14 protein-coding genes and 1 other RNA gene are annotated in these 16249 nt (G+C 46.2%); 5 read left to right on the top strand and 10 right to left on the bottom strand.

Annotated features, from left to right (window positions below; genetic code table 11):
* Positions 1-25: 25 nt before the first annotated feature.
* Positions 26-970, bottom strand: coding sequence for a class I SAM-dependent methyltransferase (locus tag QJS83_RS01645; RefSeq protein ID WP_284607166.1), 945 nt, complete (start codon positions 968-970; stop codon positions 26-28).
* Between the two features lie 39 nt (positions 971-1009).
* Between QJS83_RS01645 and QJS83_RS01640 the strand changes: the two genes are divergently transcribed.
* Positions 1010-1852: a Bd3614 family nucleic acid deaminase gene (locus tag QJS83_RS01640; RefSeq protein WP_284607164.1), complete on the top strand. Its 843-nt coding sequence runs from the start codon at positions 1010-1012 to the stop codon at positions 1850-1852.
* On the opposite strand, the gene QJS83_RS01635 is transcribed toward QJS83_RS01640, so the two are convergent.
* Positions 1815-3401, bottom strand: a complete 1587-nt coding sequence (locus QJS83_RS01635) for a PAS domain-containing hybrid sensor histidine kinase/response regulator (RefSeq protein ID WP_284607163.1) — start codon at positions 3399-3401, stop codon at positions 1815-1817. The two genes, QJS83_RS01640 and QJS83_RS01635, sit on opposite strands and share 38 nt — an antisense overlap.
* Before the next feature lie 277 nt (positions 3402-3678).
* Between QJS83_RS01635 and QJS83_RS01630 the strand changes: the two genes are divergently transcribed.
* Positions 3679-4089: a four-helix bundle copper-binding protein gene (locus QJS83_RS01630; protein ID WP_284607161.1), complete on the top strand. Its 411-nt coding sequence runs from the start codon at positions 3679-3681 to the stop codon at positions 4087-4089.
* 60 nt (positions 4090-4149) lie between these two features.
* Here the strand turns inward: QJS83_RS01630 and QJS83_RS01625 are convergent, their stop codons facing one another.
* Positions 4150-4638, bottom strand: coding sequence for a fibronectin type III domain-containing protein (locus QJS83_RS01625; RefSeq protein ID WP_284607159.1), 489 nt, complete (start codon positions 4636-4638; stop codon positions 4150-4152).
* A gap of 99 nt (positions 4639-4737) precedes the next feature.
* Between QJS83_RS01625 and rnpB the strand changes: the two genes are divergently transcribed.
* Both rnpB and QJS83_RS01615 read left to right on the top strand, forming a co-directional pair.
* An RNA gene (gene rnpB / locus QJS83_RS01620) (RNase P RNA component class A) lies at positions 4738-5123 on the top strand.
* A 30-nt stretch (positions 5124-5153) separates the two neighbouring features.
* The gene (locus tag QJS83_RS01615) at positions 5154-6983 is read left to right on the top strand and encodes a M3 family oligoendopeptidase (protein ID WP_284607156.1); all 1830 of its coding nucleotides are present in this window, start codon (positions 5154-5156) and stop codon (positions 6981-6983) included.
* Between the two features lie 45 nt (positions 6984-7028).
* On the opposite strand, the gene QJS83_RS01610 is transcribed toward QJS83_RS01615, so the two are convergent.
* The gene (locus tag QJS83_RS01610) at positions 7029-11027 is read right to left on the bottom strand and encodes an alkaline phosphatase family protein (RefSeq protein ID WP_284607154.1); all 3999 of its coding nucleotides are present in this window, start codon (positions 11025-11027) and stop codon (positions 7029-7031) included.
* A gap of 223 nt (positions 11028-11250) precedes the next feature.
* Here QJS83_RS01610 and QJS83_RS01605 point away from each other — a divergent pair, with 223 nt between their 5' ends.
* Positions 11251-11886: a phosphatase PAP2-related protein gene (locus QJS83_RS01605; RefSeq protein ID WP_284607153.1), complete on the top strand. Its 636-nt coding sequence runs from the start codon at positions 11251-11253 to the stop codon at positions 11884-11886.
* Between the two features lie 7 nt (positions 11887-11893).
* On the opposite strand, the gene QJS83_RS01600 is transcribed toward QJS83_RS01605, so the two are convergent.
* The 6 genes from QJS83_RS01600 to QJS83_RS01575 are packed head-to-tail and all read right to left on the bottom strand — an operon-like array spanning position 11894 to position 16213.
* Positions 11894-12643: an alpha/beta fold hydrolase gene (locus QJS83_RS01600; RefSeq protein WP_284607152.1), complete on the bottom strand. Its 750-nt coding sequence runs from the start codon at positions 12641-12643 to the stop codon at positions 11894-11896.
* Entirely contained in the window at positions 12644-13258 is a 615-nt protein-coding gene (locus QJS83_RS01595) for a glutathione S-transferase family protein (RefSeq protein WP_284607151.1), read from the bottom strand. It abuts the gene before it with no gap.
* Between the two features lie 13 nt (positions 13259-13271).
* Positions 13272-14066: an ABC transporter permease gene (locus tag QJS83_RS01590; RefSeq protein WP_284607150.1), complete on the bottom strand. Its 795-nt coding sequence runs from the start codon at positions 14064-14066 to the stop codon at positions 13272-13274.
* Position 14067: 1 nt separating this feature from the next.
* Positions 14068-14886: an ABC transporter permease gene (locus QJS83_RS01585; RefSeq protein WP_284607149.1), complete on the bottom strand. Its 819-nt coding sequence runs from the start codon at positions 14884-14886 to the stop codon at positions 14068-14070.
* Positions 14837-15667, bottom strand: coding sequence for an ABC transporter ATP-binding protein (locus tag QJS83_RS01580; protein ID WP_284607148.1), 831 nt, complete (start codon positions 15665-15667; stop codon positions 14837-14839). Before QJS83_RS01580 ends, QJS83_RS01585 begins: the two co-directional genes overlap by 50 nt.
* A gap of 15 nt (positions 15668-15682) precedes the next feature.
* Positions 15683-16213 (bottom strand): hypothetical protein, encoded by a 531-nt coding sequence (locus QJS83_RS01575; protein WP_284607147.1) that lies wholly within the window; start codon positions 16211-16213, stop codon positions 15683-15685.
* Between the last annotated feature and the right edge of the window lie 36 nt (positions 16214-16249).

Here is a 16249-nt window from a genome sequence, read left to right as displayed (position 1 = left end):
AACAGGACGTCCGTCGGGAAGCACTTTACTTATTTTTAATCTCGAAGCAGCAGTGGATTTTTTTGTCGTGAAAATCCTGGGGAATGGATTCTTCTGAAATGTCCTTCACCTTGTACTTCGACAAAACATTTTCAGAGATTTTAAATTTCCTTTTATTATTCGAGAAATAAAGCACTCCGTCAGGACGAAGCATTCGCATGCAAGAGTCGACGAGGAATTCCTGATCCCGCTCAACCTCAAAGGTGTCCTCCATTTTTTTCGAGTTCGAAAAAGTCGGAGGATCCAAGAAAATAATGTCATATGTGGGTTGTGCTTTCTGCGAACGCAGCCAATCCAAGACATCGGCGTTGATAAAGCTGTGCGAGCCAAGATCGATATTATTGACTTGGAAGTTGTCCTGAGCCCAACGCAGATATGTTTGCGACATGTCCACGCTGGTGGTTGTTGCGCCACCCAGCGCAGCGAAAACGCTCACAGATCCCGTGTAGCAGAACAGATTGAGGAACTTCTTGTCTTGTGCAGTTTTAAAAACTTTTTGGCGCATGGGACGGTGATCTAAAAACAGTCCCGTATCCAGATAGTCGTAAAGATTTACTTTTAAGTGCGCTTGCGTTTCGCGGACTAGGAAAGTTTGTTCTTTTGCATCCAGCTTCTCGTATTGTTTCAGGCCTTCTTGGCGCTCGCGCTTTTTGATGACGATGTTGTCGTCATTTGTTTTGAATAGCGCCTTTAGCGCCTCCGTTACATGCGGAAGATGATTTTTATCTTTGTCTTTGATGAAGTCACTTTTATCGTAAACGACGAAATGGTCTTTATAGATGTCGACAATGAACGGGTATTCAGGAATGTCACGGTCATAAAGACGAAACGCTTCGATATGGTTGCGCTCGGACCAGCTTTTTAGCTTCTTAAAGTTTTTTTCGAGGCGATTTTTAATCATGTCCATGGCAATGTCCTGGTTAGAGGACATTTTTAGACAATAAATCGCCATTATGGTATCAATTCCTTGATGTTGACGGAAAAAACGGCGGCGCACATAGCATTTTTACTCGATAAAGAGGGCTTTGACTTGGCTTTTGTAGAGTCAAAGGGGGTCGTCTATTATTCATATTTTCCGCGAAACCTTGCGGGACCTTCCTCTGCTGTGGTGAAGCTTCTGCAAGGCGTTTTTGACCGGTTCCTAGATCACAGTTTCTTTATTTTGCGCCAACGGATTTTTTCTACGGCTCCGCTTTCGGAAATGTGCCAAGGTATGGTGAAGGTGGTCGCGAAAAGAATCACGGGAAACATCGTTCCGCTCAACCCTCAGATGGATCTCGCTTTCACATATGAGCAAGTAGGAGCCGCAGACGCCGCTTTGCTGGAAGTTCAGCATCTAAATAAAGAAAATGCTCTGACGCTTCAAGAAGTTCGCGACTGGTTTCGACATCAGTCTTTGCACAATCATGAAGATCATTTAGAGGCCGCCACACGTCTGGCAGCCCATGTCCCACGCGGGGAGGTTCTGCATGACTTTGATAGGAATATCGCCGCGGTTCTTGTCGATGAAAAAGATGAGGTTCTTAGTTACGGAATCAATTCCAATTCAAAAAATAAAACGCTGCACGCGGAAGTAAACCTCTTGCAGCGCTATTTTAAGGAAACGGGAAAGAAGGTTCCCGCGGGGGCGCGGCTGTATTCAACTCACAAGCCCTGCAAGATGTGCGCAGGAATGATTTATCACTGGAGCGAGAGTCCGCAGAATTTGCAGGTTTACTATGCGATTGAAGAGACCGGCGGCCTTTCCCGTGAAACAGTTTTAGACCGCGAGAAAATCAATAAACAGCTTCGGACACGTCAAAAAACGAATTGATGGCCTTGATAAGGGTGTCTTTGCGAATAGGTTTGGAAAGATGCATGTCGCAACCGGCCTGCAAACTTTTTTGCACATCTTCAGAGAAGGCATTCGCCGTACAAGCGAAGATGCGTGCAGGAGTGCGCTTTTGTTCGTGCTCTAGGAGACGGATGCAGCGAGTGGCTTCATAGCCATCCATTCCCGGCATCTGTACGTCCATAAAGATAATATCGAAATGCTCGTTTTGAACTTGCTGAACGGCATCCACGCCGCTTTCCGCATAACTGATGTTATGGATAGTATTCTGAAGATAAATACCAAAAAGGTTGCGATTGTCATCGACGTCGTCGACAACCAGGATTTTAAGACGGCTGTTTGCAATATTGTGTTTAATGTCGCTCAATTTATATCGGCCTTGCAGAGGATTGTTCAAAGATGTTTTGCGTTCTGTTGTGACTGGCATCGTGACTGTGAAGTAGAATACGCTTCCAACTGCGGGCTCGCTTTCAAGCCAAATTTGGCCGTTCATAAGCTGGACAATGTTCTTTGTGATTGAAAGACCCAACCCGGTACCGCCATAGCGACGATTGGTTGCAGAGTCCGCTTGCGTGAATGGCAGGAAAATATCCTTAAACTTTGACTTATCAATTCCAATGCCCGTATCGCTGACACAGAAAAGAAGATTGCCGGGACGGGAGGTGCGATTCTTAGTCACACGAAGAGTGATTTCGCCGACATGGGTGAACTTGATTGAATTGTTGATCAGGTTCATTAAAACCTGGCGCAAACGATCGATGTCGCCAATAAAGAAGGAATCTACGTCGGGATCAATGTTCACTTTAAGCTGAAGTCCTTTTTCCTTTGCGCGGAATCCAAGAACGGCCACAAGATCATCCATCAGTTTTTGCAGCTCAAAAGGAAGATGTTTCAGTTCGATCTCGCCAGCTTCAACTTTTGAAAGATCCAGAATGTCGTTGATGATTGTCATAAGTTGATGATTGGCGCGTTGAAGAATTTCAACGAAAGAAGCCTGCTGATCATCCAGGGGAGTTTCAGCCAAAGTGTCCGTGATGCCGATGATAGAGTTTAAAGGCGTGCGAATCTCGTGGCTCATGTTCGCAAGGAAAACGGACTTTGCGTAAGTGGCCGCTTTTGCTCGCGCCGCTGTCGAGATCAATTCTTTATTTTTCTTTTCAAGATTTTCGGCGAGGGCTTTCTTTTCAGTAATGTCGACTGCCATCTTGATAATCTTAGTGATAGTTCCCCGAAAGTTTCTTACGGGAACGTAAGAGCCCTGAATCCAAACTTCTTTTTTGGCTTTCGTGATTCTTTTGAATTCACCGTTTTGTGGAAGGCCTTGAGCTAAGAGAGTCCATCTTTCTTGATACTCAAGTTCGTGTTGATGAAATTCCGGTAAGAAAATCGAGTGGTGTTGGCCGACAATTTCATTGAGTTCATAGCCCATCAAGTTCAAAAAGTTCTGATTCGCCCACAGAATGTGACCATTCACATCGAACTCGATGACTGCGTTGGAATCTAGCAATGCTTCGTAGGATGAGCGATTCATGGGATTTAGTTTTCCAGATTGTTTTATTTTAATAAAATTACAAAATGCAATGAGGATTAAAACTTTGTAATTGCGTCTCGCGAATCCTCGCTGATCTGACTCTCACTCGGATATAAAAGGAAAATTTGTTTTGTATGTTATTTGGCAAAAGCTTTCTTGTGCAAAGCTTGATTGCGAATCTGCAACGTTGGGTTCGCGACATGAACTCTAACAGTTTCACCTCGAAAATATATTTCTCGCGCGTGAGTTGAGAGAAAATATTTGAAAGGAGGAAGTTATGCCTATCAATCAAATTCAGGATAGCGACACGGCCAAGTGTATTAACAGCTGCTTGAGCTGCGCGCGCATTTGTATTGAAACTCTCTACTATTGTTTAGATCAAAAAGGTACGGCCTATTCCGGGAAACTCTTGGCACTCCTCCAATTCTGTTCGGATGCTTGCAATCTCTCTGCGAAGCTGATGATCGCGGAGTCTGAGTTTCACCACCAGGCTTGCGAGCTTTCGTTCCAACTCTGCGATACGTGCGCTGTCGAGTGTGCTCGTTACGAAGGTGACGATGTCATCGAAATGTGCGCCGAGGCTTGCAGAGACTGTGCGGAAGCGTGCAGAGGTATGGCAGGTATGACGGTCAGAATGCCTTACCATGAGCGCGTTGAGCGTGATCGTGGAATTGGCGCAAGAATGTAAAAATAAAAAAGGCCTTTTGGAAAACCAAAAGGCCTTTTTCTTTTTCTTTCTTAGATCGTATTACTTTGCTGCTGCAGCGGGAGTTTCGAACATAGATTTTGCGAAGAAACTCTTACGGAATGTACTCCAGTTTTGTGAACCAACAGCTGCGACACGCCAGAAGTAATGTTTGCCAGCTTCCAAACCTGTTGCCTCGAAGCTTGTACCTTTGTGGTGATAGTCTTGTGCCACAATCCATTTGAAGTTTGGATCTGTCGCTACTTCTACATGGTACTCATCCGCGCCGTTAACGGCTTTCCATTGCAAAGTGACTTTGTCGCTTTTTACCGTTGAGTAAAATTCTGGCGAAACAAGCTCTGGAGCTGAAGGCACTTGGCGTTTTTCAGCATGAGGTTGTTTTTCTGGGAAAAGTGCATTCATTTTTTCAGCTAGATTCCCGTGGCCACCACCGTGTCCTTTTCCTTGTTGTTCATGAGCCTGGTCAGCCAATGAAGGAGAGGTCAAAGCTAGAGTCAAAGCGAACGCAAATAGAGATACGAGGATCTTCATGATTAATTCCTTTTGTAAACGATGCCTTAGAAAGTAAAATAAAATGGGATTGAAGAAAACCCTCTTGCGCTTTTTGCTGGGGGGTGTTAGAAATCCACTTCGGTTTTGCGGATGATCGCTCTTGAGATATCGTAAGATGTTGAAATTAGAGAGGAAAGTCCGGACTCCATATGGCAGCGCAAGGGGTAACGCCCCTCGACGGTAACGTCAGGAACAGTGGAACAGAGAGAATGTCCAGGGCTATGAGCCTGGAGGCGGGAACGGGAGCCTCTAGGGGAGTCGCTGGAGTGAAAACAGCCAAACTCTGCGCGGAGCAAGATCAAATAGGGAGACATTAGTAGGACGGCCAGTCCGTAGTCTTCGGGTAAGATCGCTTGAGGGTGTCAGTAATGCCACTCCCAGAGGAATGATCATCTACGATTATCGGGACAAATTATGGGACCTGGTGATTGGGACAGAATCCGGCTTACAGCAAAACCGTGTTCCCGCCTTCTTTTCAGTGATACGCTAAGACCATGGAAAAAATGGCTTGGAATATCGAATCTGAATACTCTTCTTATAACTCTCCGGAATATCAAAAGGACTTCGACGAAGTTCTGCTTAAGACGGAGCATCTTGAAAAACTCATTAAAACAATCGAGCCTGCTCTGCACGAGGCGGATCATTCTGGTTCCGATCCGCAAGGGAATCAGACGTTGGAGACTATTCAAAAAGTTTTAGTCGAGAACGAAGCTGCTTGGGTTTTGGCGATGAATCTTGGGACCTATCTGAATTGTGTTCTTTCTGTGGATTCGTCTTTGAATGAGGCTCAGGGCAAGAAGTCGGAACTTAACAATCTTACTTCACGTTTAGCGCAAGCTCTGATTCCTGTGAGCAATTTCCTTAAACGTTGTTCAAACAGTTACATGGCGAAAGTTTTGTCGCATCCAGAGCTGCAAGCTGCGGATTTCAAATGGAATGAATTGCGCAAATTATCTTCTATTCTGCTTTCAAATTCCGAAGAGGCATTGCTTGAAGCCATGGGTAATTCCGGCAAACACGCGTGGGGAGATCTTTACACGAAAATCAGCGGTTCGATGCGCTGTCATCTTAAGTTTGCCGACAGAACCGAGACGGTGGGTCTGGCACAAGCAAGCGCGATGATTCGCAGTGATGACGAAAACACTCGTCGCGTTGCATGGCAAAGTATTCAAGAGGCATGGGGAGAACACAAGCATACGGGTGCGGCGATTCTCAATGCTCTTGCGGGTTGGCGCCACGAAGAAAATAAAAAACGCTCACGCACGAAGAGTGTGCATTTCTTGGATGAGTCGCTATTTCACTGTCGTATTCAGAAAGAAACTTTGGATGCAATGTTGACGGCTTGTTACGACAATCTTGAATCCACGCGCAAGGCCCCGCTGATGATGGCGAAGCTGATGGGCAAAAAAGCTCTCGATCCTTGGGATCTTCTTGCACAAAGCCCTGTTTCTGGCGGAAAGAAAGAACGCAATTACGAAGAAGGATTGCAGCTGATCCAGAATGCCTTCGCGCAGGTAGACCCGCAAATGTCTGACTTTGTAAAAATGATGGCGGAAAAAAGATGGATCGAAGCGCGCGTTCTTTCGAATAAACGTAACGGCGCTTATTGCACGGGCTTTGCGAAAAGACGTGAACCCCGCGTGTTTATGACTTACATGGGTTCAAACAGCGATGTTGCGACTTTGGCGCACGAGCTGGGGCACGCCTTTCATTCATGGGTTATGCGCGATCTTCCGCGAGCCCAAACCCGCTATCCTATGACTTTGGCTGAAACGGCAAGTATCTTTGCCGAGACAGTTCTTCATGATGTCGTGATCGAAGAAGCAAAAACGCGCGAAGAAAAAATCGAATTTGCGTGGGGAGAAATCGAAGGAGCAACGAGCTTCTTGATTAATATTCCAGCGCGCTTCGAGTTCGAGAATAATTTCTATAAAGCTCGCGAAAAGAAAACTTTGAGTTCCGATGAACTTATGCAGATGACGGATGAAGCCTGGACGAAGTGGTACGGTCCGACGTTAAGTCACAATGACAAAATGTACTGGGCAACGAAGCTGCACTTTGCAATGTCAGGAACCAGTTTCTACAATTACCCTTACACGTTCGGATATCTTTTCAGCATGAGTATCTACGCTCGTCGCGAAGAATTGGGTCAAAACTTTATGAAGACCTATATCGAAATCTTGCGCGATACGGGCCGCATGACGGCCGAGGATCTTGTGCAAAAACATCTCGGCGAAGACATCCGTCGTCCGGAGTTCTGGCAAAAATCCATCGACGTCATCAAAACGAAAATCTCCGCTTTCGAAAAATTGGCCTTTCAATAACTCACCACTTCCATGAAAGGTGCCAGGCCTGGCACCTTTTTTTCGTTATGGTGCGAATTTGAGGCTTTTGAAGAATGTTTCTGACTGCGACTCTGTGTCGTTCGAGTCGTGTTGGATCGTGATCGCCACGATGTCCATGTCAGCGACATTCTTGTCGGGGAAGGCCTTTTTGAGGTCTTCCGCTAAGTTGCGCTGGTAAAGCTGAGCTTTGCCAAGTTGATCCGGATTGTTCAGCAACAATTGTTTTGCTTCTGGAAGAGTCGCAACCACGACGTTCTTGTTCGAGTACCAGTTTTCAAAGATGTCGCCGGCCTTGCGATTTTCTCCAGGAACGGCGCCTGCGTAGTAGTAGCCGAACAAGAAGACTTTGTCGTTCTTAGCATCAATTGTCGATCTATCGCCGTTCGCGCGGCCGTTACGGATCGTAAACCATACTTGGAAAGCAGAATCGTCTTTTCCGGTTTTTCCTTTTACTGGATCAGCACCCGTTACATCCTTTGTTACCGCCATCTTCAACGACATCTTAGAGAAATCGAGTGGGGAGAAACGATACGCTAACGTCGTCATGCGAATAGAGTTGTTTTTACTTCTCATCAACGCCCAGTCTTTTTCACCTTCAAATTCGGAAGTGATGTAACCGAAGTCTTTGTTGTCGTCCAATCCACCTGGAGAGCGAGACTCATAGTTGAACTGGTGATCCATGCGGAAGTGAACCATGTTCGTATGCGCGTACTCGATGTTAATTCCCTCAGGCATGTTTTGCTGAGTCGCCGGAGAAACACGCACCGCCGCCATCACATCACCGAGCTTTGCCACATCCAAAACATTGTAAGGGTCATAACGAAGAGCCGATTGCGGAAGTTTCGTTTTTACTTCATAGCTGTCAGCCGGGTCGTTGATCTTCGGCAAGATCTGAAGGTTGAGTTCGTACGGCGTACCGTAAGGATGGAACTCGACAAGATTTTTGCCGGTAACGCTGAATTGTTCAACGACGCCCGGTGATTTCATACGGAAGTAGGTTTTGCTTTTCAAAGCGTTTGCGTTTGCAGCCGCAAGAATGACGTTGGTGTTCCACTCGAAGTTATTCTTGTCATTCTCAATATTAAGCTCAGCCAACGTGCTTGTCAGACCTTTCATGAACGCTTTTTGGTTGAAGCGAGAAGAAAGAATACCCGCCAAGTGGTCGGCATGGATTGTCCCAAGATCCACCGCTTTCAATTTCGCAGGGAATTTAGATGAAGAAACCGTCACAACACCGTCATTGTCTTCGTCAAACTGACCGATCAACTTCGTCGCTTTCATGAAGATGTGCGAATCTTCCGGAGAACTTTCAAAAGTCACAGAGAAGTAACGAGTCAAACCAGTCAAAGTTCTTTCGTTCTTTCTCCAGAATGCATCCATCGCGGTTGGAGTGATTGATTTTGAAGCTGTTTTCTCTTTGCAGATTTCCGGACCTTCATTTTCTGTCAATGCGGAAACCAATGCGAAAGGAACGTCCGTCGTGTTCAAAATGCTCGAACCGTGAAGAGGAGCCGCAATCGCCACCATTCCCTTCACGGAAGACGAGATAAAATGAGGACGCTTCAAGAAAGCGTGAAGCGTATCGACAGCACCTTTCGAGTAAGAGAAGAAAAGATATTTCGGAGCCTTGTGGCCGCGTTTTACACGGTCTTGGTAGTCTTTTTGGAGATAATTAAGAATGATATCGGCGTTAACATCACTCGCACATGTGCTTTCTACCGGCGGTTGGATCACGCGCAAACCCATCTCGTCGCTCAAGGCGCTCAGACCAAGACTGAAAATCTCTTTGTCGAAGATGGAGTTATAGATACCAGGCACATAAACAATTGTGACGTCGTCAAGTTTACTGTTGTAGATCTTCGTTAAAGGTGTCGGATAAATGCGGCCTTCAAATTCGGCTTCCTTAATTGTTTCTTTAAGAAGAGACTGCGCCGTCGAGATCTGCCCTTGTGACGTTGCCGTCAAAGATTTGAAGGATTTCGTTGCAGAGCTTTGTTTGCTAACCCATTGTCTTGCGAATTGCAGATCGCGTGTGTCAGGAAGGTAAGGTTTTTCCTGAATAACGATAGAGTTCTCAAGAAGGAACGGCATTTGGTACATTTTCATGACGGCTCTCTTTGCAGGGAGCACATAGCCTTTGATTTTATCGATGAAGTCTTCGCTCTTATTCAGATCAACATGCTGAAGATCGAGGTTTGCTGTTTTCTGATCCTGCAGCATGCCCACTTTTTCTTTAAGCTTTTCAATGCGCGGATCGTTCATAAGATTCTCGACAGAACCTGCCGTTAGAACAGCATCCGTCAGAGAACCAATGTCTTCCGGAGAAATCATTGTTTTCACATCAAACTTCGTCACGTCAAAATTCATCGGCGTCAGGCTGCGGCCCGATGGATCTTTAAACGGATCGAATTTGAAGGCGTCCATAAAGCTTTGAATCTCAGAAACCACGAAGTAAGGACGAGTGTCCGCCACGAATTTCGTGATGTGGCGGAAGATGCGTTGCTGGCTAAGGTCCTTAGCGTCCGTTCTGATACCTTTTTTGTAGTCCGTGATAACTTGTCTTAAAGCTTGATCGTTCGTGTTGTTATGTTTTTGTACGGCTTCAGCGAAAAGATCTTTTGCATCGACGCCGACGAAAGAAAGGATGTCTTTAGAGCGAATCTGCCCCGGAACTTTTCGTTTCGTAGAAGCCAAGAGCCCAAAAGACGAAGCCGCCGTCAAAGAACCATGCGTGCGGTACATCTTTGCAAAAGCACCCAGTGAGTTTTTGATGAATGTGCCATCTTTTGTTGTCAGAATGAAATCAGGGAAATCGAAGTTTCTTTCAGAGGCCGACTCGATGATACGATAGATCGCATCCGGATATTTTGACCCTTCAGAAGCTTTTTGTACTTGGGCCTCATCCATTGCAATAGGAGCGGATTTCGTCGAATGAAGATCCTTGGCGAGGAAAAGCGGATTGCCCGTCACTGGATAGTAAAAGTATTTTTTTGTTTGTTTGTCGTATTGAACTTTCGCCTCACCCCTTTGAGTGATCACAGTCATCAAAGTGTCGCGAGCGGAATTGCGGTTGATGTAAACCGCCATATCGAACCAGATTTCTTTACGGAACTCTTCAATAAGAGCCGGCATTTGTTTGCGATCATGAAGGTAAACAGGAGCCCACGAGCCCAGCGCCAACAAAGGCATGGCCACGTCTTTTTCATTTTTAAGCTGTTGAACGAAATTAAGTCCCGCGCGTTTAACCACGTCAGCGACTTCAACGCCTTCAAGCTCCACTTCCGGTTGGCCTTCGCTGAAACGGCCGATATTTCCGTGATCAGAGACAAGGACGATTTCAACGTCTTGACCTTTTTCTTTAAAGCCCTTCATAAGACGTTTTACTTCTGAGTCGACCGTTTTAAGAATCGGATAGAGGCGATTTAATTGTGTGTGCGCCGTAGAATCGACCGCACCGATGTAACCTGTCATAAATTTCTTAGGTTTCGCAGAGAGCAAATCGTCGACAACTGTTTTCACTTCCAATTTTGGAACTTCTTCTGTGGGGAAATACATCAAGGCTTCAACATAAGGATTGAAGAACGTATCGAAGGCGCCCATGTAATACTTAGGAAAAGCCAAACGACGATAATAATCGCGAGGGTCGCCCTGGATGGATTGAGAGGATTCGTCAAAATAAGTCGCTTCCACGGATTTGATTCTTCCTGCAGCTCCAAAGAGCTCTGCCGTGTTAGTAACGGTTGCCCAGGATAAATCCGTCATGGAAGGAAAAGGTGCGACGTGTGCGCCGGCACTGATAAATTCCTTAAAGAGACCTTGTTTTTGCGCTTGGAGGAAAGCGTAGTAACTGAAACCATCCACAGCCAACACAACAGTTTGGATTTGTTGGGCTTGCGTCGCCGCTTGTGCCTTTTTAGTCCAAGGCAATGTCAGAGCATGGGCAGGAGTGATAGAGCCCAAAGTCAAACTTCCGGCAATCATTCCTGCTGTAAAGATGCGGCCGTATTTAGATGGACGTTTCATGGAATACCTCCAACACGCAAAGTGTCTCAACCTGAATAGAGGCAAGGGGAGTGCCAAAGGCGATGCTATGGAAGCCTCTATATTCCAGGAGACTCCGGGAACAGACGGGAATTTTGTCTCAGGCTGAGATGAGTGACATTTCTTCGGCGATCCTGTCAAAACCATCGTCCTCTTGCTATTCCTTAAGAGTGCAGATAATTTCGAGAGAACGTGCGGAGCCGATATGACAATAGCTATTAAAATTGGAATGACAGTCGCTGCCATTGGAATGTGGTTGTTCACTCAGAAACTTCTGGGGCGTCGACAAATGAAATTCAAAGATCGTATCGGCGACGTTATTCACATGCTCACGGAAAAGTGGAGCCTTTATCTCAACAACTCTCCGCGTGCGGCGAATGGACTTTTAATTTCCAGTTCACTCGTCATAGATGCGGTAGGGATTTTTCTGATCGTACAAACTTTGTTTGGCGACACGGTTCGTCCTCTTTTAGCACTTCTCGTTTTATTTACGCTTCGTCAAATCAACCAGGCGATCACAGTACTTCCAACTCCCGAAGGTATGATTTGGCGCAACCCTGGAGTGCCTTCGATTTTTGTAACCTATGATGTTTCAAATGATCTGTTCTTTTCAGGTCACACGGCTTTGGCGGTTTTGGGAGCTTTGGAAATCGCGCAGTTGGGAGGCGGCATGTACATGGCTTTGGCGTGTTTCATTGTCGTTTTTGAAATCGCAACGGTGATTCTTCTGCGGGCGCATTGGACGATGGATGTTTTTGCCGGCGCCATTGCCGCGTTGTGGACTCATGACGTTGTGTCGCGTGTGGCTCCAGCCCTTGATGCGTGGATCGCTTCGCTTTAATACTTAATTACGATGAATGGTGTCTAAGAAAGTGGCTGACTTGCTTGATAACCCATTGGGGATCATTCAGGGTCAGATCGTGCCCGGCCTCTTCATGACGAACAAGAGGCAGATTCCAGGTCTTTGCGATTTTCTCGGAACAATCGGGATGTACGACTCTATCTTTTCCGGAGGATAACACTAACACCGGTGCCGGTGGCTGTGGTCTTTGTGGAATTTGTGACGCCAGCATGATTTGCCGTAAAAAGTTGATTGGTTTCACGGGATACTCTTGCCCACGCGGACCCCATTGCATCGCAATTTCTTGAATACGTTCTTTCGGCATTCCTGTTGTCGTCATCTCTAAGATCATTTGCTCTCGGCGGGAAAGGTCCTTTTGCATTGCGGACTTGAAGATGTGTTTCAGGGAATAAGGCGTAATACGTTTATAAAAAGCTGAGTTACTAAGACTGCAGTTAATAAGAACAATCGCTTCGATTTCGTCGGGGTGATGATGGGCCCACTCCAAAGAAAGCATTCCGCCCAAAGAAAATCCCATAAGGATCTTCTTTCCTTCGGCGGGCACTTGGCTGCGAAGAGCTTGAATGTTTTTTCGAACGCTAATGGGCGTATGGTGTTGAAAATGCCGCCCATTCCCCAAAATGTCGGCCGTGTGGAACTGATCCTGAGGAAAGCGCTCTTGCAACTGAGGAAGAAAATCCCACCAGTGAAAAGCCTCGCTCATAATTCCTCGGACCAGAACCCACTGCTTAGACACTTAAGCGCCTCTCATCTTAGCCAATTTTTGGAAAGCCGGACGATCCGCGCACATACTCATCCACTTTTGTACATGAGGGAAAGCAGCGATATCGAAACCCAATGCCTGGATAAGACTGACTACGGAAGCAACGTTAAGATCTGCAACGGTAAAGCGGTCTGCTGCCAAGAAAGTCGTTTTCGCAAGTTCGCCGTTTAGAACTTTCAAAAGGTGCGGAAGAACTCTTTTAGACTCTTCGATGATTTGATAGTTTTTCTTTTCTGTTGGAACAAAGATCTCTTGAATCAACCAGTTTACGGCAGGTTCTTGAAGTTCATTTAAAGCCCACAAGCTCCACTGCATAGACAGGCCTTCTTCGCGCGCCGTTGCTGGTGCTAACGGACTTTTTTCTTTTTTCGCCAAGTAAGTCGTGATCGCCATGGATTCCCAGATCACGAAATCGTCGTCAACAAGAACTGGCACTTTGCCGTTCGGATTGAGTTTCATATACTCGTCGCCTTTGTGCTCTTTCGCACGCATATCCAACGGCATCGTCTCATATTTAAGACCGAGCTCTTCAAGCATCCAATAAACACGGCCTGCGCTGGAGTTAGGAGATCCCCAAATTTTAATCATAAATACGTCCTTTCTAAGAGCTGGCGCTCGAGTAAAATCTTAAAGCAAAGTTCCAAAACTTATTGGAAAGATATATCAGGATGCCGGAAAGCACGACAACCCAAATGAACAAACCGAAGTTCGGTGGTTCTAAGATGGCGCGGGCAGGAACGCTGGCAATCACGCCAACAGGCAAAGCCGTCAGGATGAACCACTTAAACCACGGGACATAAATGGAATCAGGACGCATACCAAGGCGATAAATTTGATACCAAATAAACTGCAGATTTTCGGAGCGCGCAAAAATGACCGCTGTGGACGCCATAAAAAATCGCATCGCATACAGAGCCACAAGGCCGCAAGGGATCAAAACCAAAAGCCAAAACAGACGAGTCCATTCGAAATCAGAAAGCTGAGAGAGGCTATAGATAAACCATCCTGTGCCCAATGCCAGATTGCCAATCATCGCTGTACCAGCTTTTTGCAAACTGATCATAAATTGCGAGTTGATGGGTTTCGCGAGCAAGAGATCAAGATCTCCTTTGCGCACTTTTTCAGAAAACTGATCCAGATTTTCCGAGAGGATAATCATGTAAAGACCATCGACGACGAACATGATGCCAAGGAAAACGCGCATCTGTTCAAGATTCCAATCTCCGATCTTGGGAGTGTGCTGAAACAAAACTTCAAAGGTGATAATTTGCGCCGCATACCAAAAAATATCTGTGACGATCTTCGTAAGAAAGTTCACACGATATTCGAGATCGGCAATGAAGCTTGTTCTAAAAAGGGCGGCATAGAGTGAAAGATATTTTTTCAGGGTTGCCACGCTAAGCTCCCGTTCCCGTGTACACATTCACACCCTTACGCCACATATAAGCACCGATCAGATTCACGATTACGATACCGACAGTGACAGAGGTAAAAGCTTGATAAACAGAAGCGATCTCAAGACGTCCTGTGAGATAACCAACGGGAACGTACACGCCCGCACTAAAAGGCAAGGCAATCACCGCGCTTCGAAAAGGCTCCGGCATTAGATCCAGAGGAAAAAGTTCCCCGGTGAAAAGCCAAAGTGCGAGATTCTTTGCTCCCGTGATCGCATAGACTTTGTTCAAGTAAAAGGCGCCGGCCGCAATCACGAAGCTGATCGAATGGACAAGAATCAAATAGTAAAACTCTAAAGCAAACGCGAGCGGCAGACGCTCAAACTTTGTCGGCAGTTTAAAAATCATAACAGCCAAAAGAGGAATCATCATAGAGACCAGAGTCGTAATAAATTTATAGCCCATCAATTGCGAGAAATAATATTCATAAAAACTCATCGGGCGCACAAGCAGGCTGTTGACGCTGCCAGAGTCGATCTCTTGAATCATGCGGTATTCGTACATCCAGCTTGTGCAGATACGCGCAAAGAAAGCTCCCCAAAGCGCGTAAGACAAATAGAACTCGCGACCGAAACCGTTGATTTCGGATGTAGCGGCGCCGGCAAACACGGCGAACCACAACAAGACCTCAATGCCCGTTGTGAGAGTCGGCTGCACAACGGCATCGACAAAATAATTTAGACGGTATTCCAGATTCGAAACAATCGCGAGCTTAGCGAACGCGAGATTCCGTTTCCAAAAAACGGCGAATGACGTCTTCAAAATCTACCTCTTCATTTTCAGCCAATTCACTATTCGACTTCGCTACGAATTCAGGAACGGTGCCCTGATAGACGATGTTGCCTTTGCTGATCAAAAGCAGTTTGTCGGCGAGCTTTGCAATATCGTCCATGTAGTGGCTTGTCAGAATCACAGTTGGAGCCTTCTCTTTCACGTACTCATCCAAAAATTCGCGGATGGTTTCTTGCGCGACGATGTCGAGACCAATGGTCGGCTCATCCAGAAAAAGAATTTTCGGTTCGTGCAAAAGAGATCCAATGATTTCCATTTTCATGCGCTCACCCAGGCTCAGGCGGCGCAATTGCGTGTGCAGCACGTGCGTGCACTGAAGCATTTCCGCCAAGTGCTCTACACGTTTGCGAGCTTGAACCAAATCAAGATCATAAATGCGCGCAAGCAAAGCGTACGAATCGGCAGGTGAGATATCCCACCACAACTGATTTTTCTGGCCCAGCAAGATACTGATCTGACGAAGAAAGGCGTTTTTTCTTTCCCATGGTTTAAAGCCAAGTACGATCGCTTCACCGCTTGTGGGCGTAACGAGACCCGAAAGCATTTTCAACAGCGTCGTTTTGCCTGCACCATTGGCGCCGACAAGTCCGACAATTTGTCCTGATTCAATTTGCAGAGTGGTTTTATCAAGAGCGACTTTGGAAACGTACTTGCGATTCACGAAGCCCTTCAGGGAGTTTACGAATCCTTCGGGCTTCTGATAACTTTGATATACACGGGAGAGGTCTTGAGTTTCTATAACAATCGCCATGCAGGCGACTATAGACTAATTTTGTACAAAAGAAAACTCAGCGTAACGTTCTTCGTCGCTGAAGTATGTTTGCGTATCGGCAGATACATAGCTGCCCTCAACAATTCGCCCTTCTTGGCAGCCTTTGAGCGATTCGCGTTTGCCGTTGAAGCCGCATTCGCCAGTGTACCAAGCTTTTTCAGAGTACTGAATTTTAAATCCGATCAAAGCGTTGCCTTTGTAGAAAGCAAGAACGCTGTCCAAGCGTGTACGGCCTGAAGCATGGTAATCACCTTCAAGAATCGTATCGCCCCAGATTTGCGCTTGCGCCACGGCGATTTCTTTCAGTGCCGCTTTTGTCGCCACTTCGATTTTATTGATATTCATTTTTTGATCGTAAACGACCACTTCAGAATAAGGCGTTTTGCAGGGTTCCGTTTGGCATGCGTGCTCGTAGTGAGCAGCTTCTTCGTAGAATTTATCGCCATTGGGACCCATTTGATCTGCGAGGGCTGATGAGGAGATCAAAAGACCCAACAATGCTGCTGCAGTAGTTTTAAGAAACATAGTGACCTCCTTCAATGGAAAGACTATGCGCCTAAA

Source organism: Bdellovibrio sp. 22V (assembly GCF_030169785.1).
Lineage (GTDB): Bacteria > Bdellovibrionota > Bdellovibrionia > Bdellovibrionales > Bdellovibrionaceae > Bdellovibrio.
Note: the sequence above shows the minus strand (reverse complement) of the source record. Positions and strands in the feature narration are given on the sequence as shown.